Here is a 26,204-nt window from a genome sequence, read left to right on the forward strand (position 1 = left end):
ACCCTACACAACAATAAAGAGGACATCCGGATGCAGATTATCATTACCGGCGGGGGCGGCTTTTTAGGCCAGAAACTCGCAAGCGCCTTATTAAACTCATCGCTGGCGTTTAACGAACTGCTTCTTGTTGATTTAAAAATGCCTGCACGGTTATCAGATTCCCCTCGTTTACGCTGCCTGGAAGCTGACTTAACCCAGCCGGGCGTGTTGGAGAGTGTGATTACCGCTAATACCTCCGTTGTTTATCATCTCGCTGCGATTGTCAGCAGTCATGCGGAAGACGATTTCGATCTGGGATGGAAAGTTAACCTGGATCTTACCCGCCAGTTACTTGAGGCGTGTCGTCGACAACCGCAGAAAATTCGTTTTGTCTTCTCCAGCTCGCTTGCCGTTTATGGCGGTACGCTGCCGGAATGCGTCACCGATACCACCGCGCTCACGCCGCGCTCGTCTTATGGCGCGCAGAAGGCCGCCTGTGAATTGTTGGTCAACGATTATACCCGCAAAGGCTATGTGGATGGGCTGGCGCTGCGTTTGCCGACGATCTGTGTTCGCCCGGGTAAACCAAACCGCGCCGCTTCTTCTTTTGTCAGCGCGATTATTCGTGAACCGTTGCAGGGCGAGACGACCGTCTGCCCGGTGTCGGAAAGTTTGCGGCTGTGGATTTCCAGCCCGGCGACGGTGATCCATAACCTGTCGCTGGCCGCAACGTTACCCGCGCCTGGCGAGGCGAGCAGCATCAACTTACCCGGGATCAGCGTAACCGTGGGCGAGATGCTGGAAACGTTGTGTCAGGCGGGCGGCCAGGCGGCGCGCGATCGGGTTACGCATCAGCGCGACGAAGGCGTCGAGAAAATTGTCGCCTCCTGGCCGGGACGTATCGATAACCAGCGTGCGCTGGCGTTAGGTTTTGTCGCCGATAAACGCTTCGATGACATTATCGAACGCTTTCGACAAGATGATATGGAGGGGAGGTCATGACAAGTTTACCGACCCCAATTATCGGCCTGATCGTTGCCGTTTTCGTGCTGGTATGGCTGGTGTTACGCACCCGTGTTCATGCGCTGATCGCGATGCTGGCGGCGGCCTGTATCGCCGGTCTGTTGGGGGGAATGGGCATTGATAAAACGCTCTCTGTCATCACCAGCGGATTCGGTACGACGCTGGGCAGCATTGGCCTGGTGATTGGTCTCGGCGTAATGATGGGGCGCTTGCTGGAGGTTTCCGGCGCGGCGGAGCGTATCGCCTGGAGCTTTATCAAATGGCTGGGGAAACGCCGTGAAGAGTGGGCGCTGGCGATCACGGGTTATATTGTCAGCATCCCCATTTTCGTCGATTCCGCTTTTGTCATTCTTTATCCGGTGGCGAAAGCGCTGGCGAAAAGCGGTAAGCGTTCGCTACTGACGCTGGGCGTCGCGCTGGCGGGCGGGCTGGTGGTCACTCACCATACGGTACCTCCGACGCCCGGTCCGCTGGGGGTAGCCGGGATTTTTAACGTCGACATCGGCGCAATGTTATTGACCGGGATGGCGCTGGCGGTGCCCTGTGTGATCGGCATTGTGTTCTATGCGCAGTGGCTGGATAAACGCTACCCTGATTTCGTGCCGCGTACGCTGAACGCCGATGAAGTCAATGCCGCGCTGGAGCAGTACAATAAAGAGAAAGAGCAAAAGGATCTGCCGAGCCTGACGCTCTCTCTGCTGCCTATTGTGGTGCCGATCGTGCTGATCTTCCTGAAGGCTATCTGTTCCACCCTCGCCACTGTAGAAGGATGGTCCGGCCTGGCGACGCATCCGGTGGTACAGGCAATCAACTTTGTGGGAAGCCCGGTGATCGCGTTGGCCATCAGCGTTCTGCTGGCGGTATATACGCTGGTGCCGCGCATGGATAAACATACCACCGCAGAGCGTCTGGAAGAGGGCTTGCAAAGCGCCGGGATTATCTTACTGGTCACGGGCGCTGGCGGCGCGTTGGGCGCGATCCTGCGCGACAGCGGCGCGGGGCAACAGCTGGCGGAGCAGGTTGCCAACCTGCCGATCTCGCCGATCCTGATCCCGTTTATCGTGGCGACGTTGGTACGCCTGATTCAGGGATCGGGGACGGTGGCGATGATCACTGCCGCCTCGATTTCCGCGCCGATCCTGGCGCAGATCCCCGGCATCAATATGTTGCTTGCCGCTCAGGCCGCAACGATGGGGTCGCTGTTCTTCGGCTACTTCAACGATAGCCTGTTCTGGGTGGTTAACCGCATGATGGGCGTCTCTGATGTCAAACAGCAGATGGTGGTTTGGTCTGTACCGACGACCATTGCCTGGGCGATTGGCGGCACCGGCGTGGCGCTGATTAACCTGCTGTTCGGTTCCGGCGGCAGTTGGCTCGATCCGTTACTGCCGATCGTCATTCTGGCGGCAATTATGCTGTGGGTGCGTTGGCAGGCGCAGGGGATCAAAGACAAGCTGGTAGTTAAGGATTAAGACGGTATTATCCGTCCGGGAGCGCAATGCTCCCGGACTGGCTACAATGATGGGGCGTGCTCCCCGCAATCCCATTGCGAACGTAAAAAATCAATAAATGCGCGTACTTTTGTCGATACATGGCGGGCGTCCGGATAAACGGCATAAATGCCCTGACGGGGAAAATGATAGTCGGGTAACAGGTGAATTAACGTTCCATCCTCCAGTGCGGTGTTGACTAACCATTGCGGCAGTAATGCGACGCCGCTTCCCGCGAGAGCGAAGGCCATCAGCGAGCGAGCGCTGTCGACAGAAATTTTGCCGGCTTTGCTTATCTCCAGGCGTGAGTGTTGGCCATGATTATTCGTTACTGTCCACCGTAGCGGCGTAGGTAATCGCTCATGAATAATCCATTCCGCCTGGGCCAACGACTCCAGTGACGACACGGGGTGGCGGGCGAGCCACTGCGGCGCGGCGACCGGCAGAATGGTAAAGCGGGATATCAGCGCGGCGCGATAGCGGGAGTCCGCCAGCGAGCCAAGCCGAATCGCCACATCAAAGCGCTCGGCAATTAAATCGGCATGATGTGATGAGGACATATGCCGAATACGGAGATCGGGATGGCGCTGACTAAACTGCGCCAGTACCGGAATGACCACCTGTTCGCCAAACTCGGGCGTAGTGGTAATACGTAACTCGCCGCCCAGCCCACTATGGCTGGCACGCACTTCATCCTGCAAATTTTTCGCTGCGTTGAGTAAATTCACGCCTTTTTGGTAAAAGAGGACGCCGGCGTCTGTGAGCGTCAGTCGTCGGGTGGAACGTAGCAATAACGTTACGCCAAGCTCTTTTTCAAGCTGCCGAATATTAAAACTCACTACTGCTTTTGTTTGGCCCGATGCGGCGGCGGCGGCCGTGAAGCTGCCGCTATCTACCACGGCGATAAACAGCGACATACGCTGCAAATTGAGCATGGCGAGCTCCTTTACTGTCAAAATTATTTTGACAGTATATCGTTGAAGCGCGGACTTATCTGGCTTTCTCCGGACGGCTACATTAGCGCCTCTGACGGAGGATGCATAATGACGTATCGCAGTAAAGTGGCAGTGGTTTACCTGCTCGGCTTCTTTCTTGATCTGATTAATCTGTTTATTGCCAGCGTGGCTTTTCCTGCGATGTCCGTGGATCTGCATACGTCCATATCGGCGCTGGCATGGGTGAGTAACGGTTATATCGCAGGATTAACGCTGATCGTTCCGTTTAGCGCGTTTCTTTCGCGTTATCTCGGCGCACGACGGCTGATTATATTTTCGCTCATTCTGTTTAGCGTTGCCGCCGCTGCCGCAGGTTTTGCCGATTCCTTACACAGCCTTGTTTTCTGGCGTATTGTGCAGGGGGCGGGCGGTGGCTTATTGATCCCGGTTGGTCAGGCGTTAACCTGGCAACAGTTTAAACCGCATGAACGCGCTGGCGTGTCATCGGTTGTCATGATGGTGGCGCTACTGGCGCCGGCATGTTCGCCTGCGATTGGCGGGCTGCTGGTGGAAACGTGCGGCTGGCGCTGGATATTCTTTGCCACGCTGCCGGTGGCCGTTCTCACCTTATTGCTCGCTTATCGTTGGCTGAACGTCGCGTCGACGACAATGGCGTCAGCAAGATTACTCCATCTGCCGTTGTTGACGGACAGGCTGCTGCGTTTTGCCATGATCGTCTATCTGTGCGTACCGGGTATGTTCATTGGTATCAGCGTGGTCGGGATGTTTTATCTACAGAACGTCGCCCAGCTATCGCCTGCGGCGGCGGGGTCGCTGATGCTCCCCTGGTCGATCGCTTCATTTGTCGCCATTATGCTTACCGGACGTTACTTCAATCGGCTTGGGCCGCGTCCGCTGATTATCGTCGGCTGTCTTCTTCAGGCCGCAGGGATACTGCTTTTAACTAACGTTACTCCTGCGACATCGCACCGTGTACTGATGATGATATTCGCCTTAATGGGCGCTGGCGGCAGTTTGTGCAGCAGTACCGCGCAGAGTGGCGCTTTCCTGACTATTGCTCGCCGGGACATGCCTGACGCCAGCGCGCTATGGAATCTTAATCGTCAGATCAGCTTTTTCCTTGGCGCGACGCTGTTGACGCTGCTGTTAAATGCGCTCCAGCGCGTTATGTCGCTTGAGGTTGCTTATCGCTGGACCTTTATTGCCGCCGCCGGTATCACCCTGCTGCCCCTTATTTACGCTGTCTGTCTAAACAATAGACAAGCACTTCTGTGCCTGAAAAAGGAAAGATCATGAATCCATATAAAGATGAAATTATTCACGCCCATGCGGCGATTGAGAACTGGCTTAGCAAGGGGATGGGGAGCCTGGAGGCGTTGATAGCGCGTTTCGCTGCTGATTTTACGATGATAACCCCAGGCGGTGTTTGTCTGGATTATCCGGCGCTGGGCGCTTTTTTCCAGGCGCAGCGCGGGTGTCGCCCGGGGCTGGTTATCGTGGTTGAGCACATTGACCTTGTGGCGGAGTGGCCGGAAGGCGCCGCGCTGCGTTATCGTGAGCGCCAGCAACTGCCGGGCCAGGCCGAGACGGTACGCTGGTCGACGGTCATTTTAAAAAGGGAAAGAGGACGGATAGTCTGGCGTCATTTACATGAAACGACAGTCACAGCCTGAAAAGCCTGTTCCGGGACGTGGACCCGATAGCGCGGTGCTATCGGGTCTGACACGTTTACACCAGACTTTTCAGCCGATAGATCCACTCCAGCGCCTGGCGTGGCGTCAGAGAGTCCGGATCGAGATTTTCCAGCGCTTCAACGGCAGGCGATGTCTCCTCCGGGGCCGCAAGCAACGACATTTGCGTGCCGTCCACCTGCGTTGCCGCCGCATTGGACGAGATGCTCTCCAGCTCGCGGAGTTTTTGGCGCGCGCGTTTGATGACTTCTTTAGGGACGCCCGCAAGCGCCGCGACCGCCAGGCCATAGCTCTTACTTGCCGCGCCGTCCTGCACGCTGTGCATAAACGCGATAGTATCGCCGTGTTCCAGCGCATCCAGGTGGACGTTCGCCACGCCTTCCATTTTCTCCGGTAATTGGGTCAGCTCGAAGTAGTGGGTAGCGAACAGCGTTAACGCTTTAATCTTATTCGCGAGATTCTCCGCGCAGGCCCAGGCCAACGACAGCCCGTCATACGTGGAGGTACCGCGCCCGATTTCATCCATCAATACCAGACTGTTTTCCGTGGCATTATGCAGAATGTTCGCGGTTTCGGTCATCTCCACCATAAAGGTCGAACGCCCGGAGGCCAGGTCATCCGCTGCGCCGACGCGGGTAAAAATACGGTCGATGGGGCCGATTTCCACGTTTTGCGCCGGAACGTAACTGCCGATATAGGCCAGCAGGGCGATCAATGCCGTTTGCCGCATATAGGTACTTTTACCGCCCATATTGGGGCCGGTAATGATCAACATCCGGCGCTGCGGCGACAGGTTGAGCGGGTTAGCGATAAACGGCTCATTCAGTACCTGTTCAACCACCGGGTGGCGACCTTCGGTAATACGGATACCGGGTTTATCGGTAAATGTCGGGCAGGTGTAATTCAGCGTCCAGGCGCGTTCGGCCAGGTTAACCAGCACATCCAGCTCCGCCAGCGCGTTGGCGCTCTGCTGTAAATCGGCCAGATGCGGCAACAGCAGATCAAACAATTCGTCATATAGCTGTTTTTCCAGCGCCAGCGCTTTGCCTTTCGAGGTCAGAACTTTATCTTCGTACTCTTTTAGCTCAGGAATAATGTAGCGTTCGGCATTTTTCAGCGTCTGGCGACGCACATAATTGATGGGCGCCAAATGGCTTTGACCACGGCTAATCTGAATGTAATAACCATGTACCGCGTTATAGCCGACTTTCAGCGTATCCAGCCCGGTACGCTCGCGCTCGCGAATTTCCAGACGATCGAGATAATCGGTGGCGCCGTCCGCCAGCGCGCGCCATTCGTCCAGCTCTTCATGGTAGCCGGGCGCAATAACGCCGCCGTCGCGGACCAGTACCGGCGGCGCGTCAATAATGGCGCGTTCCAGGAGGTCGCGCAGTTCGGCGAAATCGCCCATTTTTTTACGCAACGTCTGTACCGGCGCGCTGTCAACGGTTTCAAGCTGAGCGTGCAATTCCGGCAACTGCTGGAAGGCGTGACGCATTCGGGCGAGATCGCGCGGACGCGCGGTGCGCAGCGCCAGACGCGCAAGGATACGCTCCAGATCGCCGACCTGACGCAGCACCGGTTGCAGTTCGCTGACGGTGTCCTGCAAGGCGCCGATGGTCTGCTGGCGTTCACGCAATATGTCGGTATTTCGTACCGGCATATGCAGCCAGCGTTTAAGCATTCGGCTACCCATTGGCGTCACGGTACAGTCAAGCACCGCGGCGAGGGTATTTTCGACACCACCGGCCAGGTTTTGGGTAATTTCCAGATTGCGGCGGGTCGCGGCATCCATAATGATGCTGTCCTGCTGGCGTTCCATCGTAATGGAACGAATATGCGGCAGGGAGGTGCGCTGGGTATCTTTTGCGTACTGTAACAGGCAGCCTGCCGCACATAATCCACGCGAGGCATTTTCGACGCCGAAACCGACCAGATCCCGCGTACCGAATTGCAGATTTAACTGCTGGCGGGCGGTATCAATCTCAAACTCCCACAACGGGCGACGGCGCAGACCCCGGCGTCCCTCTATTAACGCCATTTCAGCAAAATCTTCGGCATACAACAGTTCGGCGGGATTGGTGCGCTGCAGCTCTGCGGCCATCGTTTCACGATCGGCGGGTTCGCTCAGCCGAAAGCGCCCGGAGCTGATATCCAGCGTGGCGTAACCGTAGCCTTTACCATCCTGCCAGATAGCCGCCAGCAGGTTATCCTGACGCTCCTGTAACAGGGCTTCATCGCTGATGGTGCCAGGCGTAACGATACGCACGACCTTACGTTCAACGGGACCTTTGCTGGTGGCCGGATCGCCAATCTGTTCGCAAATAGCGACGGATTCGCCCTGATTGACCAGTTTCGCGAGGTAGTTTTCGACGGCGTGGTGCGGGATACCCGCCATAGGGATAGGTTCGCCAGCCGATGCGCCGCGTTTGGTCAGCGAAATATCGAGCAACTGCGACGCACGCTTTGCGTCGTCATAAAACAGCTCGTAAAAGTCTCCCATACGATAAAAGAGCAGGATCTCCGGATGCTGGGCTTTCAGCTTGAGATACTGCTGCATCATGGGTGTGTGGTTGGAGAAGTCCTTATCAAATGACTCATTCATATTGATTTTACTCGTTTTTTTATTCTTTCAAGTGCTCATGTGGCCCCGGGTAAAACCCTTATAAACTCACATAAACCCATAAATTTGTAGCTCACCTGTAGCCTAAAATGTGACAGGTTACATTCTCATCATTCCTGGACTACAACAGGGGTGATACTTTGAAAACAACTCTCAGCCAGCCTTTCATTATCAACAAGTTAAGTATCAATGTTAAGCCTGCACTCAGTCGCTCTGGAAAAATCGTTTTCGAAGCTAACCCAGCTCAAAAACTCTACATTGTTTTCGATGACCACAGACAAGCTCCTGCTGGTTTCGGGGTAAAAGCCAGTTTGACGAAAAAAACCTACGTAATCCAGCGAAGAGTAGCCTCGTCAGATCGTAATGTCAGTGAGGGTAGGAAGCCAAGTTCTGTCTTGAAAGTAAAAGTTGGAAATGTGTTCGATTTTCCAAATATTGACGAAACAAGGCAAGTAGCCAGGCAATTAGTTCAGACCATGCTCGCAACAAAGAGAAATCCCAACAAAATTAAGAGGGAAACGGATGCTTCCAAACTCAAAATGAGACTGTAATTAAAATTGTGTAATTACCTGATTTTGATATGTTCGATTCAACATCAAAAGCTGGTTGCTTTATGGACGAAAAAGAGTTGCAGGCTCTGGCTAATGAACTGGCCAAAATCTCAAAATACCTGAAGATCTCAGCCCGTTCGATCGTCTGCTGAAGAAAAACCAGACTCGCATTTCCGGCATAGATAACCAACATGCTATCAAAAGCGTACGGTGTTTCCGACGGACGAGTCAGTGAAAAAGGTTGTGTGACTGGCAATTCAGGCCGACATCCGAAAATGGACAATGTCGCTAAGGGACTGGCTCATGACAACGAGTCGCTTTATTATCACGCTCGGGTTCGGTAGCCGCCTGGACGTTCACTTCCGAGAAAGGCATTTACACCGAATGGTGTATAGGCTTGTGGTTGGTCTTCGGTGAGAGGCAGGATGTCTCTCATTAATCTCCGGGAGCGTACAATAGTTGCTCCGGCAGCCTGAAGGATGAAGTGTATATAACCTAAAACATAACGGATATAGCTTCCTTACTCAACCTGACGTAATACGCCGACAGTAAAATCAGGGATACCATACCATCATGGAAAGTCGTCAATACACCCGGCATCTTTCGCTTTCGGAGCTGAAATGGTTTGCTATCGGGATCGGTTTTTTTATTCTCAGCATAGCAACAGCCACCGTGAATTATCGGCTTTCCGGTATATCGCTACTGGTGGGCCTGTTGTTTATCATCTGGAAATTCAGCGTCACAGTTCTGTTTCTGTTTACGCCGCGGAGGATGACGTTAACCGAAACCGCGTTGCAGGCCGGGCATCGTGTTATCCATTACGATGCGCTTGAATCAATGCGTCTGCTCCACCAATCCGACAAACTCATCTTGCGCCACAGTGGCGGCAAGAAGTACGTCATCTACCTTGATTTCTGGAACGATGGCAACGGAATTTACGACCGACTGGCTGCTGAACTTGTCCGGCGACACGGTTCTGCGCTGGGGGCGCGCCTCGCCGCCGATGGACGTCTTAAATTCGGCAAAGTGACCGCGCTGGCGGATCGGCTTGAACACAAAAACCGGGCGGTGCCGTATGCGCAGATCGCCAGTATTCGCACCCAGCGCGAGGAGGGGGCTGGCAGTTCAATGAGCTATCTGATGATTAGCACCGCTACGGGCCGGATCTGCAAAATCGACCGCTCCACTATCGTCAATGAGCCGCTGCTGCTCAACTTTCTTTCCCAGCGTTTACCCGCCTGACGACATTTTTATACAAGGATGAATCAATGGAACTGTACGTATCAAAAACCAGCCAGCAAAACATGCCTGTGGAGTTCAATATCTATTATTCCAGATCTAAAACGTTGGTTGGTATTGTGTTCTGGATTTGTATGATGGGAGTTTTTATTGCGCTGGCGGTGAGTATGGCCACCGATCCCGAGGAGCCCAAAACTGGCGGTGCCGTCTTTATGGGGCTTATTTGTTGCGGCAGTCTGTTATTTATTGTGCGCCTGGCTCGCTCATTTTTAAGCGCGGCAAAGCCGGCAGTCACCATCAGTCGTGAAGGTATTCGCTTCTGTAATGGCAAATTCGCGGCCTGGACAAATATCGCCGAAAACACCTGGCATTCACAGAGCATTAACTTCATCCCGGCCGCCGCCGGTATTAAGATTGTGTTGCATGAAGGCAAGCCGATCAATTTCGCCACCACGGTTATTGCGCTTTCTTCCGATAGGTATCTGGAGATGTGCGATCTTTACTCGTCTCAGGCGATCGGGTAACTACCTGCGTCGGATTACGGCTTCGTTTTTTTGGCCTGCGATCTTAATGCTGAAATGGGCAGAAAAACGCGAAATTTAGACGCTATTACGAATGGGCAATGGTACTTATTGAAGGTTATATCATTGCCCATAATGCAGGGAGGGTTAATATGCTATGATAGAATTCTATGTTTGAATATATATCCTCAGAATACAAAATAAAGTAACGCTATCGTTGCGTATATTATATAATTCTATTTCCAGATTACTTTATTTTAAAAAAAGACAGATTGCCTGAACAGAAAGAACCGGTGTCAATGTAGATTTGATTGGCGAATGTTGTTGTGTAGTCAACAATCATATGGCCGAAGATAAAAGTATCCGCACCGCGTATTGGATGGATATTCCCCTGTAACGAACCAAGCAGACGATCGCGTGACCATAGAACGCTATCAATATCAACTTGCTTCCCATAATCGTAGCTGTCATCTGGATAATCGGCATGGGCAATCACGTACTTCTTTGAGGACGTTTCAACCTCTATGATGTGAGGACGCTGCTTAAAAGTTAGTAATAGCTCAGTGGCTTCTTGCCTGTCTTTTTCGGTGACCGAGTCGTACCAGTAACCACCGTTTACATACCAGAAATTGCCATCCTGTGTTTCAAAAGCGTCAAGCGCCATAGCTTCATGATTACCCACTACAGAAATAAACCATGGGGTATTTAACAGTCTCAGTGTTTCAAGGTTTTCTTTTCCTCGATCAATGTTATCTCCAGTAGAGATCAAGAGATCGGTATCAGGAGAGAAATTTAATTGAGCCAGTCTGGTTAACAATAAGGAGTAACATCCATGAATATCACCAACGACCCAAATGTGGCGATAGAGATCGCTGTTGATGTCAGCATAACGGATTAATTCCATGATGTTCCTATAGCACAATTTTGGAGGCTGGTATTATAACAAAGAAGTAGGGTAATATTAATTTTTATTCTTTAAAATACACAGTTATTAAAATAGCCTACAAGCTAGAAATGAACAGAGAATATATATTTTATGAATCGGTTAATTAAAGTAGACGATGTGCTTGAAAGATGCACTATTTCTCGCGCAACACTTTCCTGATTAATTGCAAAGGCATACTTTCCCGCTCAGCGGCACGACAGATGCGCAGGCACTGCCGGGGCTGATTAGCCAGACTCACCGTAAAATCAGGGAAGCCTCGGCTGACGGCGCTTATGACACGCGCTATTGCCATGATGTGTTATTGAGGAAAAAAATCAGGCCGCTAATCCCGCCACGAAGCGGTGCGCGATACTGGCCGGGCAAGTACCATGAGCGTAACCACGCGGTGGCGAATCAACATCGGAGCGGCAGCAATGAGGTCTGGAAAAGAAAGTGGCTATCACCGTCGTTCAGTAGCGGAAACGGTCATGTTCCGTATCAAAACCTTGCTGGGCGGCCATCTGAGCCTGCGGAACTATGGTGCGCAGGTGGGTGAAGCGATGGCGATGGTCAACGCGCTGAACCGGATGACGTTGTTAGCAATGCCGACCAGCGTCAGGCCCGTATAACGAGTGCTCCGGTGGGAGTCCTGTATCCTTATCGTTGGCCGATTCTGAATTATTCAACAAAGCCTCATGTTGTCATAACCTACCAGATGCAGATAAAGCAGCATAAAGCGTTTTAAACGACAGCAACAAGGAAAGGGGTTGATCGTTTAATGGTACTGCGCCAAATCCTTTGTACCAGTCGCAGACCTGTTTATTTTTGGCATCAATAAGCAGGGCTACGCCACCGACCTGCAAAGCCGCCTGTATGCAACGCTTTCCGGCAGATAACAAAAGTTGTGCTCCCAGCCCTTGCCCCTGCATAGATTTGTCTACGGCTAAACGACCCAGACGAAACACTGGCACATCGTATCTCCCTAATCCTTTGCTGATTGCGCCGGGAACCTGTGCATATATCAGTGATGCAGGACTGACTGAGTAAAAGCCGTGGATACGTGTAACATCCGAATTATCAAGTGCAACATAGGTTTTCGTTGTCCCTTTCTCATGATTTTGTCGTGCATGGCGTTGCAGGAATTGGTTCAGATCGGCATCCCCACAATCAAAATTCATTCGATTGTGGGTTTTCCCTATCGCGGCCTCATGCCAGTCTGTAAACATCATTTCTTCATGTCCGGCAGGGCGAAAGCAGCGGCAAGAAGCTTTTCATTCGGCGCTGGCGGGTTATCTAAAATTTCCATGATCATTTGAGTATCGCGCTCCGTCAGATATACCCGTTCGGCGGCATCAACAATCTTCTGTGCGACAGGTAGTACGTTACTGACCACAAAATCCGTCAGGTTGGTTTGCTGGATTGCCGCAGCGCGGACTATCAACTTTTTGGCATCCGTCGATACACGCAACGACAGCCTTTCGTTAGATTCTATAGCTATCTGAGGCATGGTTTTCATCCTCCTGTTTATGAACAATATGTACAATTATAATACATATATGTACGCTTTCAAGGCGTACATATGAGGCTGATATAGTCCAGGCATGGCAAGAAGGTCGTTCACTGTCTTTAAACAGGGGATTAACTTCGGTTTATCGCGATTGCATTACTTTAATCTCACTGATTACGTATCATCAGGGAGTTTGCTAAATATATTCATGATTCTCTTTTTTGCCGTAACTGCTTGATTGATCCTACCCGCGTAATAGGGACACAACCCTAAGCGGCGGACATCTTCTGCTCACGTTCAGAAGAAGAGAGCTGAGTTTGCTGTTTGCTTCGCCAGCTGTAGATCTGTGATTTATACAGGTTAAGCTCGCGGGTGGCAGCGGCCACCCCAATGCGTTCCGCCAGTTTCAGGGCTTTCAGGCGTGTGCTGCTTGCGTGGCTTATTGGTGGTTGATGCTGGTTTTGTCATGTGAGTCACCTCTTGCTTGAGCGTTTACTCACTTAGTTGTGTGTCCACTATTGCTGAGTAAGATCAGAAGGTTAAAAATCAACAAAGGCTCAACGGCGTGCATTAGGCCCTGGTGATGAAGGTGGCATATGGGAGGATGTATATCCTACACTTTCATCCGGATGATGTAACAAAAATACAGGTATCGGTAATGAAACAATCATCACCGTTTAATAGAGGCCCATATATTGAGGTTCCATAATGGAAGAAGTTAACTCTGAATTCACAATCGTTGTTGAGTCTGATCTAGATAAATATGAGTTAATTGATTTTTTATCCCAAGGGATTCCAGACATAATAAAAGTGAACTTATTATATTTAAGATACGAAAATACAATGATTACAATAGAAATAAATTATGACTGTAATCCTAAGTTGATAAATGAGAATGATGGTTGGCTGTATTATAAATATGAATTAACGGTATTTTCCATGGAGAATACCTCGTATGAATATCAGTATGAATTAGCGAATAAAATTATGAATGCTCTACGTGAGGCGGGATATCTGGCAGAATCAATTTGGTAATATACCGGTACCTATGTAACAGCATCGTCGCCACCATACATGCAGGCTAAAAAAGAGTGAATAGTCAAGTACTTCAGAAATATCTACTCGCGATATACCACCAGAACCAAATGGTCAATTTAAAACGGATGGCGTCAGAGTTACTGGTGGTCGAAAGGTAGATACAACACATTATTTTAATTTGAAAAGTATATGAAATTTACTACTTTTAATTTTAATCGATTAACAAAATTCATAGTAATTAGCTCCTGATTAATTCGACATATTTTTCATTAATCATAAAGCCATTTCCCAGCTTTCGCTGATTCAGAAAACATTCTGATTGTTAAAGGCTTACGAGTTCGTTCTACATCTTCCCGTTTTAATTTAAACCATCGTGTAAGCAGTGGAGTATTCTCCCAAGGGAAATAACACGACCATTTAACTTGTGATAAATCTACATTAAATTTTTTTTCAAATTTATCCAAAGCTTCATGCAGGTCATCGCCTGGAGCTTCAAATAAATCAGAATCAAGTTCTAATGGGATTTCTTTCCAATTGCTGTCTAAATATCCGGGAATCTCTTCACGGAAGAGTGCTAACACCTCTTGCTGAATTGTGTCCATCAAAAGGATGTCCATTGTATACGATCTTTAGGGCGTGCTATTAGGTTGTATTTTGCCTGAGTTCTCCTTGATACCTGGTAAATTGAATTCACAAGACCAACCCAACCTAACCATGGAACATATCGTGCTATGACTGCGGCAAGATTATTTGTTTTTCGCATTCTTATACCAACGGGTGTAGGAACTCTAATACCAAAAGGAGTTCGTGCATTTCGTAAAAGCATTCTCCCATACCTGGAGATAACACTTGTCCCTTTGATTGCCTCTCCCGGTTTCGTTCTGGTTTTTAACCACGGTTGCCCGGCGAGGATAGCAGCACCTGACTCAATGCCAATCCCAGGTTCATCACAAAATTGCTCAAGGAAAATTACATCAAATAGTTCACCTGCTGACAGGTTCGATTGTCCGTGGTAGAAGTAGGTTCCGTTTAGTTCTTCTGTCGTATCCATTCAATCACCTTATAGACTGTTTGCCATTCATTCCAGGCATCGGGACGTTTCTGCCGCTATACTAGCCTGGTCGTCAATACGCTGTCACGGGTAAAAAGAACGTTATCCGCGAAAAGTGGATGGGGTATCGTAAGAATGCCAACATGTGGGGCAAGAGGGGGATGTCAGTTTACCGCGATATACGAGACGATAGTTTGTCAGTATAAGTTTCGGCTATTTTCCCGAGTCTGGAAGACAGTTCTTTATCGCCAATAAAAAAAGCAGCAGCGAGGTGCTGCTGTATCAAAAAGCAGATTGATAAATGCAACGTAAGAGACAAATGGCCAACCGTAAAAGTGACCATAGCTATAATAATTATATTGATATTAAGTGGCAATGCAAAATATGGTCTTAATTATATCATGATGAGTTCAGCCAACGGTGATATGGCCTTATAAGGCTTGCAGTCTTTCATGGGCAGAAAGTAACGTCTGATATATGCTTAAATTCTTACTTCCGGGTTCAAGCAAAACTTTTTTAAATTCGGTCATGAGTTGCTCTTCATCTTCTTTCGAACGCATGTATTGTGGATGTTCCTGGAAGAAGGTGAGCGCCTGCTCTTTGGTTTGTTTATATTTTTCGCAAAAAATGCTTGAGCTGATTGCGCTATTTTTTGATGCGGAATTATCAGCGTTCTGGTTTGATAATGATTTATTCTTCGCAAGGTCTGACGGCACATACGGAAGAGACTGACACTCATCAATACTATTTGCGTTGGCCAGTTGCTCTTTCTGAGCGCCAGGTTGCTGTACCGGTTTGCTCACGGAGGAAGGGAGGGGCACCTGGGCACAGCCGATCAGTAAAAAGACAGGAAGACAGCTATAAAATTTTTTCATATTAACTCCAACTACAGAAGAATGAGGCGCAATGTTTTTACACAACCGCCAGAACGTTATCTGACAATAGTTATAAGGGGCGAATGCGTTTCAGGAATGCTAGCAAAAAAAACTCCTGATATAAATAATTAATTCTCCATCCCGATGACAATATCTGAATTTTTGCGGCTGTAGAACAATAAGCCAGAATTTATATACTATGAGCTGATTTTCTATTTTAAATCAGCGAGCGCTGTGCAAGTTGGCTAATTTAATTAGCGGGTGGCATCAGTTTCATAATGTTTGCATCAGGATTTTGCCACCCGCTCCCGGTATTGTTTACATATTAAAATGATTTTTAACTGGTGCTGACAACTATGCTAAATACGCAGGAAGTACTTAAAGAAGGAGAGAAGCGGAAAATCCGCAGCCCGGAAGCATGGTTTATACAGACGTGTTCCGCGCAAAAGCTGCATATGTCATTTTCTGAAGGCCGACACAATGAAAACTGCCTGATTCAGGAAGGCGCGCTGCTTTTTTGCGAGCAGGCTGTTGTCGCACCAGTATCAGGAGACCTGGTTTTTCGACCGTTAAAAATTGAAGTACTCAGCAAATTACTGGCATTTATCGATGGCGCAGGGTTAGTGGACACGACATATGCTGAATCCGATAAATGGGTTTTGCTGAGTCCCGAGTTTCGCGCTATTTGGCAAGATCGTAAACGCTGCGAGTACTGGTTTTTGCAGCAAATTATTACGCCTTCTCCGGCCTTCAATAAGGTACTGGCGCTGTTACGAAAAAGCGAGAGTTACTGGTTGGTTGGCTATTTACTCGCTCAGTCAACCAGCGGCAACACGATGAGAATGCTGGGAGAAGACTATGGCGTTTCTTATACCCATTTTCGTCGTTTGTGCAGCAGAGCGTTGGGCGGAAAAGCGAAGAGTGAATTACGAAACTGGCGTATGGCGCAATCGCTGCTGAATAGTGTAGAAGGCCACGAGAACATCACCCAATTAGCCGTTAATCATGGTTACTCATCGCCTTCACATTTTTCTAGTGAGATCAAAGAGCTGATCGGCGTTTCGCCGCGGAAATTATCAAATATTATTCAATTGGCAGACAAATGAAGACACATATTCTTTTGGCCAGAGTGCTGGCATGTGCCGCTCTTGTTCTGGTTGCACCTGGTTATTCTAGTGAAAAAATACCTGTAACGGGAAGTGGGTTTGTTGCGAAAGACGATAGCCTGCGGACATTTTTCGATGCCATGGCGCTACAGCTAAAGGAGCCTGTCATTGTTAGCAAAATGGCGGCACGAAAAAAAATTACGGGCAACTTTGAGTTTCACGATCCTAACGCATTACTGGAGAAGCTTTCCCTACAACTGGGGCTGATTTGGTATTTCGATGGGCAGGCTATCTATATTTATGACGCCAGTGAAATGCGCAATGCCGTGGTTTCTTTACGCAACGTCTCACTCAATGAGTTCAACAATTTTCTAAAACGCTCAGGTTTATATAACAAAAATTACCCGCTACGTGGCGATAACCGTAAAGGAACATTCTATGTTTCAGGGCCACCCGTCTATGTTGATATGGTGGTCAACGCCGCCACCATGATGGACAAGCAAAACGATGGTATTGAGCTGGGACGTCAGAAAATAGGGGTGATGCGTCTGAACAATACCTTCGTGGGCGATCGTACCTATAATCTGCGCGATCAGAAAATGGTTATCCCCGGTATTGCCACGGCCATTGAAAGGTTGTTGCAGGGAGAAGAGCAACCTTTAGGTAATATTGTCAGTAGCGAACCCCCGGCGATGCCAGCGTTTTCAGCGAATGGAGAAAAAGGTAAAGCAGCAAATTATGCCGGTGGCATGAGTCTGCAGGAAGCTTTAAAGCAAAATGCCGCGGCGGGCAATATTAAAATCGTGGCCTATCCGGATACCAACAGTTTGTTAGTAAAGGGAACGGCTGAGCAGGTGCATTTTATCGAAATGCTGGTTAAAGCGCTGGATGTCGCCAAACGTCACGTAGAATTATCCCTGTGGATTGTCGATCTTAATAAAAGCGATCTGGAGCGTTTGGGCACTTCATGGAGCGGCAGCATTACTATTGGGGACAAACTTGGCGTGTCATTAAACCAGTCTTCAATAAGTACCCTCGATGGCAGTCGATTCATCGCCGCGGTCAATGCGTTAGAAGAGAAGAAACAGGCGACGGTGGTTTCACGCCCGGTATTACTGACCCAGGAAAATGTTCCCGCTATTTTTGATAACAACAGAACGTTTTACACCAAGCTGATTGGGGAACGTAATGTGGCGCTTGAGCATGTAACATACGGAACAATGATCCGAGTGCTGCCCCGTTTTTCCGCAGATGGTCAGATAGAAATGTCGCTGGACATTGAAGATGGCAACGATAAGACGCCGCAATCCGATACTACCACCTCCGTAGATGCGTTACCCGAAGTCGGGCGAACGTTAATTAGCACTATTGCGAGAGTGCCGCACGGAAAAAGTTTGCTGGTCGGGGGTTATACACGGGATGCAAATACCGATACTGTCCAAAGTATTCCGTTTTTAGGCAAATTACCGCTTATTGGTAGCCTGTTCCGCTATTCCAGTAAGAATAAAAGTAATGTTGTTCGTGTGTTCATGATTGAACCAAAAGAAATTGTCGACCCGTTAACGCCGGATGCCAGCGAATCGGTAAACAATATTCTGAAGCAAAGCGGTGCCTGGAGTGGGGACGATAAGTTACAGAAATGGGTTCGTGTTTATCTGGATAGAGGTCAGGAGGCAATTAAATGATTCCTGGCTCAACCTCCGGTATTTCATTTTCCAGAATATTGTCCCGGCAGACATCTCATCAGGATGCGACCCAGCATACTGATGCGCAACAGGCGGAAATACAACAGGCCGCAGAGGATTCGTCTCCAGGGGCGGAAGTACAAAAATTTGTCCAGTCGACGGACGAAATGTCAGCGGCGCTGGCGCAATTTCGTAACCGTCGCGATTATGAAAAAAAATCCAGTAATTTATCTAACAGTTTTGAACGCGTGCTGGAAGATGAGGCTTTACCGAAGGCGAAGCAAATCTTAAAGCTAATTAGCGTACATGGCGGCGCGTTAGAAGATTTTTTACGTCAGGCGCGTAGCTTATTTCCTGACCCCAGTGATTTAGTCCTTGTGTTACGCGAATTGCTTCGTCGTAAAGATCTGGAAGAGATCGTGCGGAAAAAGCTGGAGTCGTTACTTAAGCACGTTGAAGAGCAAACCGATCCGAAGACCCTCAAGGCAGGGATTAATTGTGCGTTGAAGGCCCGGCTTTTTGGGAAAACATTATCGTTAAAACCAGGCTTATTGCGCGCCAGCTATCGGCAATTTATCCAGAGTGAATCACATGAAGTGGAGATTTACTCTGACTGGATAGCCAGTTATGGCTATCAACGTCGACTGGTGGTACTGGATTTTATTGAGGGTTCGCTATTAACCGATATTGACGCGAATGACGCCAGTTGTTCGCGCCTGGAGTTTGGCCAGCTTTTACGACGCCTGACGCAACTTAAAATGTTGCGCTCCGCTGACCTACTGTTTGTGAGTACATTGTTGTCGTATTCGTTTACCAAAGCGTTTAATGCGGAGGAGTCGTCGTGGTTACTACTGATGCTTTCGCTATTGCAACAGCCACATGAAGTGGATTCGCTGTTAGCCGATATTATAGGTTTGAATGCGTTATTGCTTAGTCATAAAGAACATGCATCCTTTTTGCAGATATTTTATCAAGTATGTAAAGCCATACCCTCTTCACTCTTTTATGAAGAATATTGGCAGGAAGAATTGTTAATGGCGTTACGTAGTATGACCGATATTGCCTACAAGCATGAAATGGCAGAACAGCGTCGTACTATTGAAAAGCTGTCTTAATTTAATATTAACAGGATACCTATAGTGCTGCTTTCTCTACTTAACAGTGCTCGTTTACGACCTGAATTACTGATTCTGGTACTAATGGTGATGATCATTTCTATGTTCGTCATTCCATTACCTACCTATCTGGTTGATTTCCTGATCGCACTGAATATCGTACTGGCGATATTGGTGTTTATGGGGTCGTTCTACATTGACAGAATCCTCAGTTTTTCAACGTTTCCTGCGGTACTGTTAATTACCACGCTCTTTCGTCTGGCATTATCAATCAGTACCAGCCGTCTTATCTTGATTGAAGCCGATGCCGGTGAAATTATCGCCACGTTCGGGCAATTCGTTATTGGCGATAGCCTGGCGGTGGGTTTTGTTGTCTTCTCTATTGTCACCGTGGTCCAGTTTATCGTTATTACCAAAGGTTCAGAACGCGTCGCGGAAGTTGCGGCCCGATTTTCTCTGGATGGTATGCCCGGTAAACAGATGAGTATTGATGCCGATTTGAAGGCCGGTATTATTGATGCGGATGCCGCGCGCGAACGGCGAAGCGTACTGGAAAGAGAAAGCCAGCTTTACGGTTCCTTTGACGGTGCGATGAAGTTTATCAAAGGTGACGCTATTGCCGGCATCATTATCATCTTTGTGAACTTTATTGGCGGTATTTCGGTGGGGATGACCCGCCATGGTATGGATTTGTCCTCCGCCCTGTCTACTTATACCATGCTGACCATTGGTGATGGTCTTGTCGCCCAGATCCCCGCATTGTTGATTGCGATTAGTGCCGGTTTTATCGTGACTCGCGTAAATGGCGATAGCGATAATATGGGGCGGAATATCATGACGCAGCTGTTGAACAACCCATTTGTATTGGTTGTTACGGCTATTTTGACCATTTCAATGGGAACTCTGCCGGGATTCCCGCTGCCGGTATTTGTTATTTTATCGGTGGTTTTAAGCGTACTCTTCTATTTTAAATTCCGTGAAGCAAAACGTAGCGCCGCCAAACCTAAAACCAGTAAAGGCGAGCAGCCGCTCAGTATTGAGGAAAAAGAAGGGTCGTCGTTAGGACTGATTGGCGATCTCGATAAAGTCTCTACAGAGACCGTACCGTTGATATTACTTGTGCCGAAGAGCCGGCGTGAAGATCTGGAAAAAGCTCAACTTGCGGAGCGTCTACGTAGTCAGTTCTTTATTGATTATGGCGTGCGCCTGCCGGAAGTATTGTTACGCGATGGCGAGGGCCTGGACGATAACAGCATCGTATTGTTGATTAATGAGATCCGTGTTGAACAATTTACGGTCTATTTTGATTTGATGCGAGTGGTAAATTATTCCGATGAAGTCGTGTCCTTTGGTATTAATCCAACAATCCATCAGCAAGGTAGCAGCCAGTATTTCTGGGTAACGCATGAAGAGGGGGAGAAACTCCGGGAGCTTGGCTATGTGTTGCGGAACGCGCTTGATGAGCTTTACCACTGTCTGGCGGTGACGCTGGCGCGCAACGTCAATGAATATTTCGGTATTCAGGAAACAAAACATATGCTGGACCAACTGGAAGCGAAATTTCCTGATTTACTTAAAGAAGTGCTCAGACATGCCACGGTACAACGTATATCTGAAGTTTTGCAGCGTTTGTTAAGCGAACGTGTTTCCGTGCGTAATATGAAATTAATTATGGAAGCGCTCGCATTGTGGGCGCCAAGAGAAAAAGATGTCATTAACCTTGTGGAGCATATTCGTGGGGCAATGGCGCGTTATATTTGCCATAAATTCGCCAATGGCGGCGAATTACGAGCAGTAATGGTATCTGCTGAAGTTGAGGATGTTATTCGCAAAGGGATCCGTCAGACCTCTGGCAGTACCTTCCTCAGCCTTGACCCGGAAGCCTCCGCTAATTTGATGGATCTCATTACACTTAAGTTGGATGATTTATTGATTGCACATAAAGATCTTGTCCTCCTTACGTCTGTCGATGTCCGTCGATTTATTAAGAAAATGATTGAAGGTCGTTTTCCGGATCTGGAGGTTTTATCTTTCGGTGAGATAGCAGATAGCAAGTCAGTGAATGTTATAAAAACAATATAAGGGCTTAATTAAGGAAAAGATCTATGCAACATTTGGATATCGCTGAATTAGTTCGTTCCGCACTGGAAGTAAGTGGTTGCGATCCTTCACTCATCGGAGGAATAGATAGCCATTCAACAATTGTTCTGGATTTATTTGCATTGCCAAGTATCTGTATCAGCGTCAAGGACGATGATGTATGGATCTGGGCGCAATTGGGTGCTGACAGCATGGTGGTATTACAACAGCGGGCTTATGAAATCTTAATGACCATAATGGAAGGATGCCATTTTGCCCGCGGCGGGCAATTACTACTGGGGGAGCAGAATGGGGAGCTAACGCTTAAAGCCTTAGTGCATCCGGATTTTTTATCTGACGGTGAAAAGTTCTCTACTGCCTTGAATGGGTTTTACAACTATCTGGAAGTTTTTAGTCGGTCGCTAATGAGATGAAAACACCTCGTTTACTGCAATATCTGGCCTACCCACAAAAAATAACCGGCCCAATTATTGAGGCGGAATTGCGCGATGTAGCCATTGGCGAACTGTGTGAAATACGCCGTGGCTGGCACCAAAAACAGGTTGTTGCACGTGCGCAGGTGGTTGGCTTACAGCGGGAACGCACTGTGCTGAGCCTTATCGGCAACGCCCAGGGGCTGAGCCGCGATGTCGTGCTTTATCCCACTGGACGTGCGTTATCGGCGTGGGTGGGATACTCGGTATTAGGCGCGGTGTTGGATCCGACGGGGAAAATCGTTGAGCGTTTTACCCCTGAAGTGGCGCCGATTAGCGAAGAACGCGTTATTGATGTCGCACCGCCTTCTTACGCTTCGCGCGTTGGCGTCCGTGAACCGCTGATTACCGGTGTGCGCGCGATTGACGGGTTATTGACCTGTGGCGTAGGCCAGCGAATGGGCATTTTTGCCTCCGCAGGATGCGGTAAGACCATGCTGATGCATATGCTGATCGAGCAAACGGAGGCGGATGTCTTTGTTATCGGTCTTATCGGTGAACGAGGCCGTGAGGTCACTGAATTCGTGGATATGTTGCGCGCTTCACATAAGAAAGAAAAATGCGTGCTGGTTTTTGCCACTTCCGATTTCCCCTCGGTCGATCGCTGCAATGCGGCGCAACTGGCGACAACCGTAGCGGAATATTTTCGCGACCAGGGAAAACGGGTCGTGCTTTTTATCGATTCCATGACCCGTTATGCGCGTGCTTTGCGAGACGTGGCACTGGCGTCGGGAGAGCGTCCGGCTCGTCGAGGTTATCCCGCCTCCGTATTCGATAATTTGCCCCGCTTGCTGGAACGCCCTGGGGCGACCAGCGAGGGAAGCATTACTGCCTTTTATACGGTACTGCTGGAAAGCGAGGAAGAGGCGGACCCGATGGCGGATGAAATTCGCTCTATCCTTGACGGTCACCTGTATCTGAGCAGAAAGCTGGCCGGGCAGGGACATTACCCGGCAATCGATGTACTGAAAAGCGTAAGCCGCGTTTTTGGACAAGTCACGACGCCGACACATGCTGAACAGGCATCTGCCGTGCGTAAATTAATGACGCGTCTGGAAGAGCTCCAGCTTTTCATTGACTTGGGAGAATATCGTCCTGGCGAAAATATCGATAACGATCGGGCGATGCAGATGCGGGATAGCCTGAAAGCCTGGTTATGCCAGCCGGTAGCGCAATATTCATCCTTTGATGACACGTTGAGCGGTATGAATGCATTCGCTGACCAGAATTAAAGTATTGCAGCGGCGCTGTACGGTATTTCATTCACAGTGTGAGTCGATATTACTTCGCTATCAGGATGAGGACCGCGGGCTGCAGGCCGAGGAGGAGGCGATCCTTGAACAAATAGCGGGTCTGAAATTGTTATTAGATACGCTGCGTGCAGAAAACAGACAGCTCAGTCGTGAGGAAATTTATACGTTATTACGTAAGCAGTCTATTGTTCGCCGGCAGATAAAAGATTTAGAACTCCAGATTATACAAATTCAGGAAAAACGGAGCGAGCTGGAAAAGAAAAGGGAAGAGTTTCAGAAAAAAAGTAAATATTGGTTGCGCAAAGAAGGGAACTATCAACGCTGGATAATCCGTCAGAAAAGACACTATATCCAGCGAGAGATACAGCAGGAAGAGGCCGAGTCAGAGGAGATAATTTAATGGGCGATGTGTCAGCTGTCTGTTCATCCGGGAACATTTTACTGCCGCAGCAGGATGAGGTTGGCGGTTTATCAGAAGCATTAAAAAAAGCGGTGGAAAAACATAAGACAGAATATTCCGGTGATAAAAAAGATCGCGACTATGGCGATGCTTTCGTAATGCATAAAGAAACGGCTTTACCGGTATTACTGGCGGCATGGCGACATGGCGCGCCAGCGAAATCAGAACATCACAATGGCAACGTTTCTGGTCTGCATCATAACGGAAAAGGCGAACTCAGGATTGCTGAAAAACTGTTGAAAGTCACTGCTGAAAAATCTGTCGGTTTGATCTCTGCGGAGGCCAAAGTAGATAAATCCGCAGCGTTGCTATCGCCTAAAAATAGGCCGTTAGAAAGCGTAAGCGGTAAAAAATTATCTGCTGATTTAAAAGCTGTGGAATCCGTTAGTGAAGTAACCGATAACGCCACGGGAATCTCTGACGATAATATCAAGGCATTGCCTGGGGATAATAAAGCCATCGCGGGCGAAGGCGTTCGTAAAGAGGGCGCGCCGCTGGCGCGGGATGTCGCACCTGCCCGAATGGCCGCAGCCAATACCGGTAAGCCTGAAGATAAAGATCATAAAAAGGTTAAAGATGTTTCTCAGCTTCCGCTGCAACCAACCACTATCGCCGATCTTAGCCAATTAACCGGCGGCGATGAAAAAATGCCTTTAGCGGCGCAATCAAAGCCGATGATGACTATTTTTCCCACTGCCGATGGCGTGAAAGGAGAGGATAGCTCGCTGACTTACCGTTTTCAGCGCTGGGGAAATGACTATTCCGTCAATATTCAGGCGCGGCAAGCAGGGGAGTTTTCGTTAATACCGTCAAATACGCAGGTTGAACATCGTTTGCATGATCAATGGCAAAACGGTAATCCCCAGCGCTGGCACCTGACGCGAGACGATCAACAAAATCCGCAGCAGCAACAGCACAGACAACAATCTGGCGAGGAGGATGACGCCTGATGTCATTGCGTGTGAGACAGATTGATCGTCGCGAATGGCTATTGGCGCAAACCGCGACAGAATGCCAGCGCCATGGCCGGGAAGCGACGCTGGAATATCCGACGCGACAGGGAATGTGGGTTCGGTTGAGCGATGCAGAAAAACGGTGGTCGGCGTGGATTCAACCTGGGGACTGGCTTGAGCATGTCTCTCCCGCTCTGGCGGGGGCGGCGGTTTCTGCTGGCGCTGAGCACCTGGTCGTTCCCTGGCTTGCTGCGACAGAGCGACCGTTTGAGTTGCCCGTGCCGCATTTGTCCTGTCGGCGTTTATGCGTAGAGAACCCCGTGCCGGGAAGCGCGCTGCCGGAAGGGAAATTGTTGCACATTATGAGCGATCGGGGCGGCCTGTGGTTTGAATATCTTCCTGAACTGCCTGCAGTCGGGGGCGGCAGGCCGAAAATGCTGCGCTGGCCGTTGCGCTTTGTAATCGGTAGCAGTGATACGCAGCGTTCGTTGCTGGGCCGAATCGGGATCGGAGATGTACTCCTGATTCGTACTTCCCGTGCGGAAGTTTATTGCTACGCGAAAAAGTTAGGTCATTTCAACCGTGTTGAAGGGGGAATTATTGTGGAAACGTTAGATATTCAACATATCGAAGAAGAAAATAATACAACTGAAACTGCAGAAACTCTGCCTGGCTTGAATCAATTGCCCGTCAAACTGGAATTTGTTTTGTATCGTAAGAACGTTACCCTCGCCGAACTCGAAGCCATGGGGCAGCAACAGCTATTATCACTGCCGACCAATGCTGAACTTAACGTTGAAATTATGGCGAATGGTGTTTTGCTGGGTAATGGCGAACTGGTACAGATGAATGACACCTTAGGCGTTGAGATCCATGAATGGCTGAGCGAGTCTGGTAATGGGGAATGATATCTCATTAATTGCCTTACTGGCATTTTCCACCCTGTTGCCATTTATTATTGCGTCAGGAACCTGTTTCGTTAAATTTTCTATTGTATTTGTCATGGTGCGTAACGCCCTGGGATTGCAGCAGATACCTTCAAATATGACGCTTAACGGCGTCGCATTGCTGCTTTCTATGTTTGTTATGTGGCCCATAATGCATGATGCCTACGTCTATTTTGAGGACGAAGATGTCACCTTTAATGATATTTCGTCATTAAGTAAACACGTTGATGAAGGTCTGGATGGTTATCGCGATTATCTGATCAAATATTCAGATCGCGAGTTAGTTCAGTTTTTTGAAAACGCGCAACTGAAGCGTCAGTATGGAGAAGAGACCGAGACGGTAAAGCGTGACAAAGATGAAATTGAAAAACCATCAATATTTGCGTTATTACCTGCTTATGCGCTGAGCGAAATAAAAAGCGCGTTTAAAATTGGTTTTTATCTCTATTTGCCCTTTGTTGTCGTCGACCTGGTGGTATCCAGCGTGCTACTGGCGCTGGGGATGATGATGATGAGTCCGGTGACGATATCTACACCTATTAAGCTGGTGCTTTTTGTCGCGCTTGATGGCTGGACCTTACTGTCTAAGGGATTGATATTACAGTATATGGACATTGCAACATGACATCATTACGAGACGGGA

25 protein-coding genes and 4 pseudogenes are annotated in these 26,204 nt (G+C 48.9%); 20 read left to right on the top strand and 9 right to left on the bottom strand.

What is annotated here, in order from left to right; translation table 11 throughout:
- Positions 1-30: 30 nt before the first annotated feature.
- Complete coding sequence (gene denD / locus ACLJTG_RS08230; protein ID WP_001165740.1) at positions 31-981, top strand: D-erythronate dehydrogenase; 951 nt, start codon at positions 31-33, stop codon at positions 979-981.
- Positions 978-2,474: a GntP family permease gene (locus ACLJTG_RS08235; RefSeq protein ID WP_079951081.1), complete on the top strand. Its 1,497-nt coding sequence runs from the start codon at positions 978-980 to the stop codon at positions 2,472-2,474. Before denD ends, ACLJTG_RS08235 begins: the two co-directional genes overlap by 4 nt.
- Positions 2,475-2,515: 41 nt before the next feature.
- On the opposite strand, the gene ACLJTG_RS08240 is transcribed toward ACLJTG_RS08235, so the two are convergent.
- Positions 2,516-3,448: a LysR family transcriptional regulator gene (locus tag ACLJTG_RS08240; RefSeq protein ID WP_072102872.1), complete on the bottom strand. Its 933-nt coding sequence runs from the start codon at positions 3,446-3,448 to the stop codon at positions 2,516-2,518.
- Positions 3,449-3,535: 87 nt separating this feature from the next.
- On the opposite strand from ACLJTG_RS08240, the gene ACLJTG_RS08245 reads away from it, so the two are divergent.
- Both ACLJTG_RS08245 and ACLJTG_RS08250 read left to right on the top strand, forming a co-directional pair.
- A complete protein-coding gene (locus ACLJTG_RS08245; protein ID WP_000222407.1) occupies positions 3,536-4,744 on the top strand; it encodes an MFS transporter in 1,209 nt (402 codons plus the stop codon).
- Positions 4,741-5,121 carry a DUF4440 domain-containing protein gene (locus ACLJTG_RS08250; RefSeq protein WP_001070459.1) on the top strand — a complete coding sequence of 127 codons (381 nt, stop codon included), beginning with the start codon at positions 4,741-4,743 and terminating at the stop codon, positions 5,119-5,121. Before ACLJTG_RS08245 ends, ACLJTG_RS08250 begins: the two co-directional genes overlap by 4 nt.
- Before the next feature lie 55 nt (positions 5,122-5,176).
- Here the strand turns inward: ACLJTG_RS08250 and mutS are convergent, their stop codons facing one another.
- A complete protein-coding gene (gene mutS / locus ACLJTG_RS08255; RefSeq protein WP_079951080.1) occupies positions 5,177-7,744 on the bottom strand; it encodes a DNA mismatch repair protein MutS in 2,568 nt (855 codons plus the stop codon).
- A gap of 158 nt (positions 7,745-7,902) precedes the next feature.
- Here mutS and ACLJTG_RS08260 point away from each other — a divergent pair.
- From ACLJTG_RS08260 to ACLJTG_RS08275, 4 genes and pseudogenes are all read left to right on the top strand, one after another.
- A pseudogene (locus tag ACLJTG_RS08260) lies at positions 7,903-8,301 on the top strand (cytoplasmic protein); the annotation flags it as partial.
- Positions 8,302-8,511: 210 nt separating this feature from the next.
- A pseudogene (locus ACLJTG_RS08265) lies at positions 8,512-8,730 on the top strand (hypothetical protein); the annotation flags it as partial.
- A gap of 156 nt (positions 8,731-8,886) precedes the next feature.
- Positions 8,887-9,555 (top strand): hypothetical protein, encoded by a 669-nt coding sequence (locus ACLJTG_RS08270; RefSeq protein ID WP_000445914.1) that lies wholly within the window; start codon positions 8,887-8,889, stop codon positions 9,553-9,555.
- A gap of 26 nt (positions 9,556-9,581) precedes the next feature.
- Positions 9,582-10,076: a hypothetical protein gene (locus tag ACLJTG_RS08275; protein ID WP_023234657.1), complete on the top strand. Its 495-nt coding sequence runs from the start codon at positions 9,582-9,584 to the stop codon at positions 10,074-10,076.
- 244 nt (positions 10,077-10,320) lie between these two features.
- Here the strand turns inward: ACLJTG_RS08275 and pphB are convergent, their stop codons facing one another.
- On the bottom strand, positions 10,321-10,977 hold the full coding sequence (gene pphB / locus ACLJTG_RS08280; RefSeq protein ID WP_000420452.1) for a protein-serine/threonine phosphatase: 657 nt from the start codon (positions 10,975-10,977) through the stop codon (positions 10,321-10,323).
- Between the two features lie 226 nt (positions 10,978-11,203).
- Between pphB and ACLJTG_RS08285 the strand changes: the two are divergent.
- A pseudogene (locus ACLJTG_RS08285) lies at positions 11,204-11,627 on the top strand (transposase); the annotation flags it as partial.
- 72 nt (positions 11,628-11,699) lie between these two features.
- Here the strand turns inward: ACLJTG_RS08285 and ACLJTG_RS08290 are convergent.
- From ACLJTG_RS08290 to ACLJTG_RS08300, 3 genes and pseudogenes are all read right to left on the bottom strand, one after another.
- A complete protein-coding gene (locus ACLJTG_RS08290) occupies positions 11,700-12,227 on the bottom strand; it encodes a GNAT family N-acetyltransferase (RefSeq protein ID WP_000971655.1) in 528 nt (175 codons plus the stop codon).
- Positions 12,224-12,514, bottom strand: a complete 291-nt coding sequence (locus tag ACLJTG_RS08295) for a DUF1778 domain-containing protein (protein ID WP_000855694.1) — start codon at positions 12,512-12,514, stop codon at positions 12,224-12,226. Before ACLJTG_RS08295 ends, ACLJTG_RS08290 begins: the two co-directional genes overlap by 4 nt.
- 269 nt (positions 12,515-12,783) lie before the next feature.
- Positions 12,784-12,973 (bottom strand): annotated as a pseudogene (locus ACLJTG_RS08300) (IS3 family transposase); the annotation flags it as partial.
- A gap of 240 nt (positions 12,974-13,213) precedes the next feature.
- Here ACLJTG_RS08300 and ACLJTG_RS08305 point away from each other — a divergent pair.
- Positions 13,214-13,540: a hypothetical protein gene (locus ACLJTG_RS08305; protein WP_000393300.1), complete on the top strand. Its 327-nt coding sequence runs from the start codon at positions 13,214-13,216 to the stop codon at positions 13,538-13,540.
- Positions 13,541-13,812: 272 nt separating this feature from the next.
- Here the strand turns inward: ACLJTG_RS08305 and ACLJTG_RS08310 are convergent, their stop codons facing one another.
- The 3 genes from ACLJTG_RS08310 to invH all read right to left on the bottom strand — a co-directional run bounded on the left by ACLJTG_RS08310 (position 13,813) and on the right by invH (position 15,469).
- Positions 13,813-14,160 carry a DUF1493 family protein gene (locus ACLJTG_RS08310; protein WP_001669174.1) on the bottom strand — a complete coding sequence of 116 codons (348 nt, stop codon included), beginning with the start codon at positions 14,158-14,160 and terminating at the stop codon, positions 13,813-13,815.
- Entirely contained in the window at positions 14,145-14,594 is a 450-nt protein-coding gene (locus ACLJTG_RS08315) for an STM2901 family protein (RefSeq protein WP_000381617.1), read from the bottom strand. The genes ACLJTG_RS08310 and ACLJTG_RS08315 overlap by 16 nt, the downstream gene beginning before the upstream one ends.
- Positions 14,595-15,025: 431 nt before the next feature.
- Positions 15,026-15,469 (bottom strand): SPI-1 type III secretion system invasion lipoprotein InvH, encoded by a 444-nt coding sequence (invH, locus tag ACLJTG_RS08320; RefSeq protein WP_000715099.1) that lies wholly within the window; start codon positions 15,467-15,469, stop codon positions 15,026-15,028.
- 455 nt (positions 15,470-15,924) lie between these two features.
- Here invH and invF point away from each other — a divergent pair, with 455 nt between their 5' ends.
- The 10 genes from invF to spaP are packed head-to-tail and all read left to right on the top strand — an operon-like array spanning position 15,925 to position 26,186.
- Positions 15,925-16,575 carry a type III secretion system transcriptional activator InvF gene (gene invF, locus ACLJTG_RS08325; protein WP_001728903.1) on the top strand — a complete coding sequence of 217 codons (651 nt, stop codon included), beginning with the start codon at positions 15,925-15,927 and terminating at the stop codon, positions 16,573-16,575.
- Positions 16,572-18,260, top strand: a complete 1,689-nt coding sequence (gene invG, locus ACLJTG_RS08330; protein ID WP_000848101.1) for a type III secretion system outer membrane ring protein InvG — start codon at positions 16,572-16,574, stop codon at positions 18,258-18,260. The genes invF and invG overlap by 4 nt, the downstream gene beginning before the upstream one ends.
- Positions 18,257-19,375 carry a type III secretion system gatekeeper InvE gene (gene invE / locus ACLJTG_RS08335; protein ID WP_000612171.1) on the top strand — a complete coding sequence of 373 codons (1,119 nt, stop codon included), beginning with the start codon at positions 18,257-18,259 and terminating at the stop codon, positions 19,373-19,375. The genes invG and invE overlap by 4 nt, the downstream gene beginning before the upstream one ends.
- Positions 19,376-19,399: 24 nt before the next feature.
- The gene (invA, locus tag ACLJTG_RS08340) at positions 19,400-21,457 is read left to right on the top strand and encodes a type III secretion system export apparatus protein InvA (RefSeq protein ID WP_000927219.1); all 2,058 of its coding nucleotides are present in this window, start codon (positions 19,400-19,402) and stop codon (positions 21,455-21,457) included.
- A 23-nt stretch (positions 21,458-21,480) separates the two neighbouring features.
- A complete protein-coding gene (spaK, locus tag ACLJTG_RS08345; protein WP_001164066.1) occupies positions 21,481-21,888 on the top strand; it encodes an SPI-1 type III secretion system chaperone SpaK in 408 nt (135 codons plus the stop codon).
- Positions 21,885-23,180, top strand: coding sequence for a SctN family type III secretion system ATPase InvC (gene invC, locus ACLJTG_RS08350; protein ID WP_000856766.1), 1,296 nt, complete (start codon positions 21,885-21,887; stop codon positions 23,178-23,180). The genes spaK and invC overlap by 4 nt, the downstream gene beginning before the upstream one ends.
- Positions 23,158-23,601, top strand: coding sequence for an SPI-1 type III secretion system protein SpaM (gene spaM, locus ACLJTG_RS08355; RefSeq protein WP_000555884.1), 444 nt, complete (start codon positions 23,158-23,160; stop codon positions 23,599-23,601). The genes invC and spaM overlap by 23 nt, the downstream gene beginning before the upstream one ends.
- A complete protein-coding gene (gene spaN / locus ACLJTG_RS08360) occupies positions 23,601-24,611 on the top strand; it encodes an SPI-1 type III secretion system protein SpaN (protein ID WP_000503085.1) in 1,011 nt (336 codons plus the stop codon). The genes spaM and spaN overlap by 1 nt, the downstream gene beginning before the upstream one ends.
- Positions 24,611-25,522 carry an SPI-1 type III secretion system protein SpaO gene (spaO, locus tag ACLJTG_RS08365; protein ID WP_000058741.1) on the top strand — a complete coding sequence of 304 codons (912 nt, stop codon included), beginning with the start codon at positions 24,611-24,613 and terminating at the stop codon, positions 25,520-25,522. Before spaN ends, spaO begins: the two co-directional genes overlap by 1 nt.
- Positions 25,512-26,186, top strand: coding sequence for an SPI-1 type III secretion system export apparatus protein SpaP (gene spaP / locus ACLJTG_RS08370; RefSeq protein ID WP_000526016.1), 675 nt, complete (start codon positions 25,512-25,514; stop codon positions 26,184-26,186). Before spaO ends, spaP begins: the two co-directional genes overlap by 11 nt.
- Positions 26,187-26,204: the final 18 nt, after the last annotated feature.

Origin of the sequence: Salmonella sp. SAL00672 (assembly GCF_046552175.1) — a bacterium.
GTDB lineage: Bacteria > Pseudomonadota > Gammaproteobacteria > Enterobacterales > Enterobacteriaceae > Salmonella > Salmonella enterica.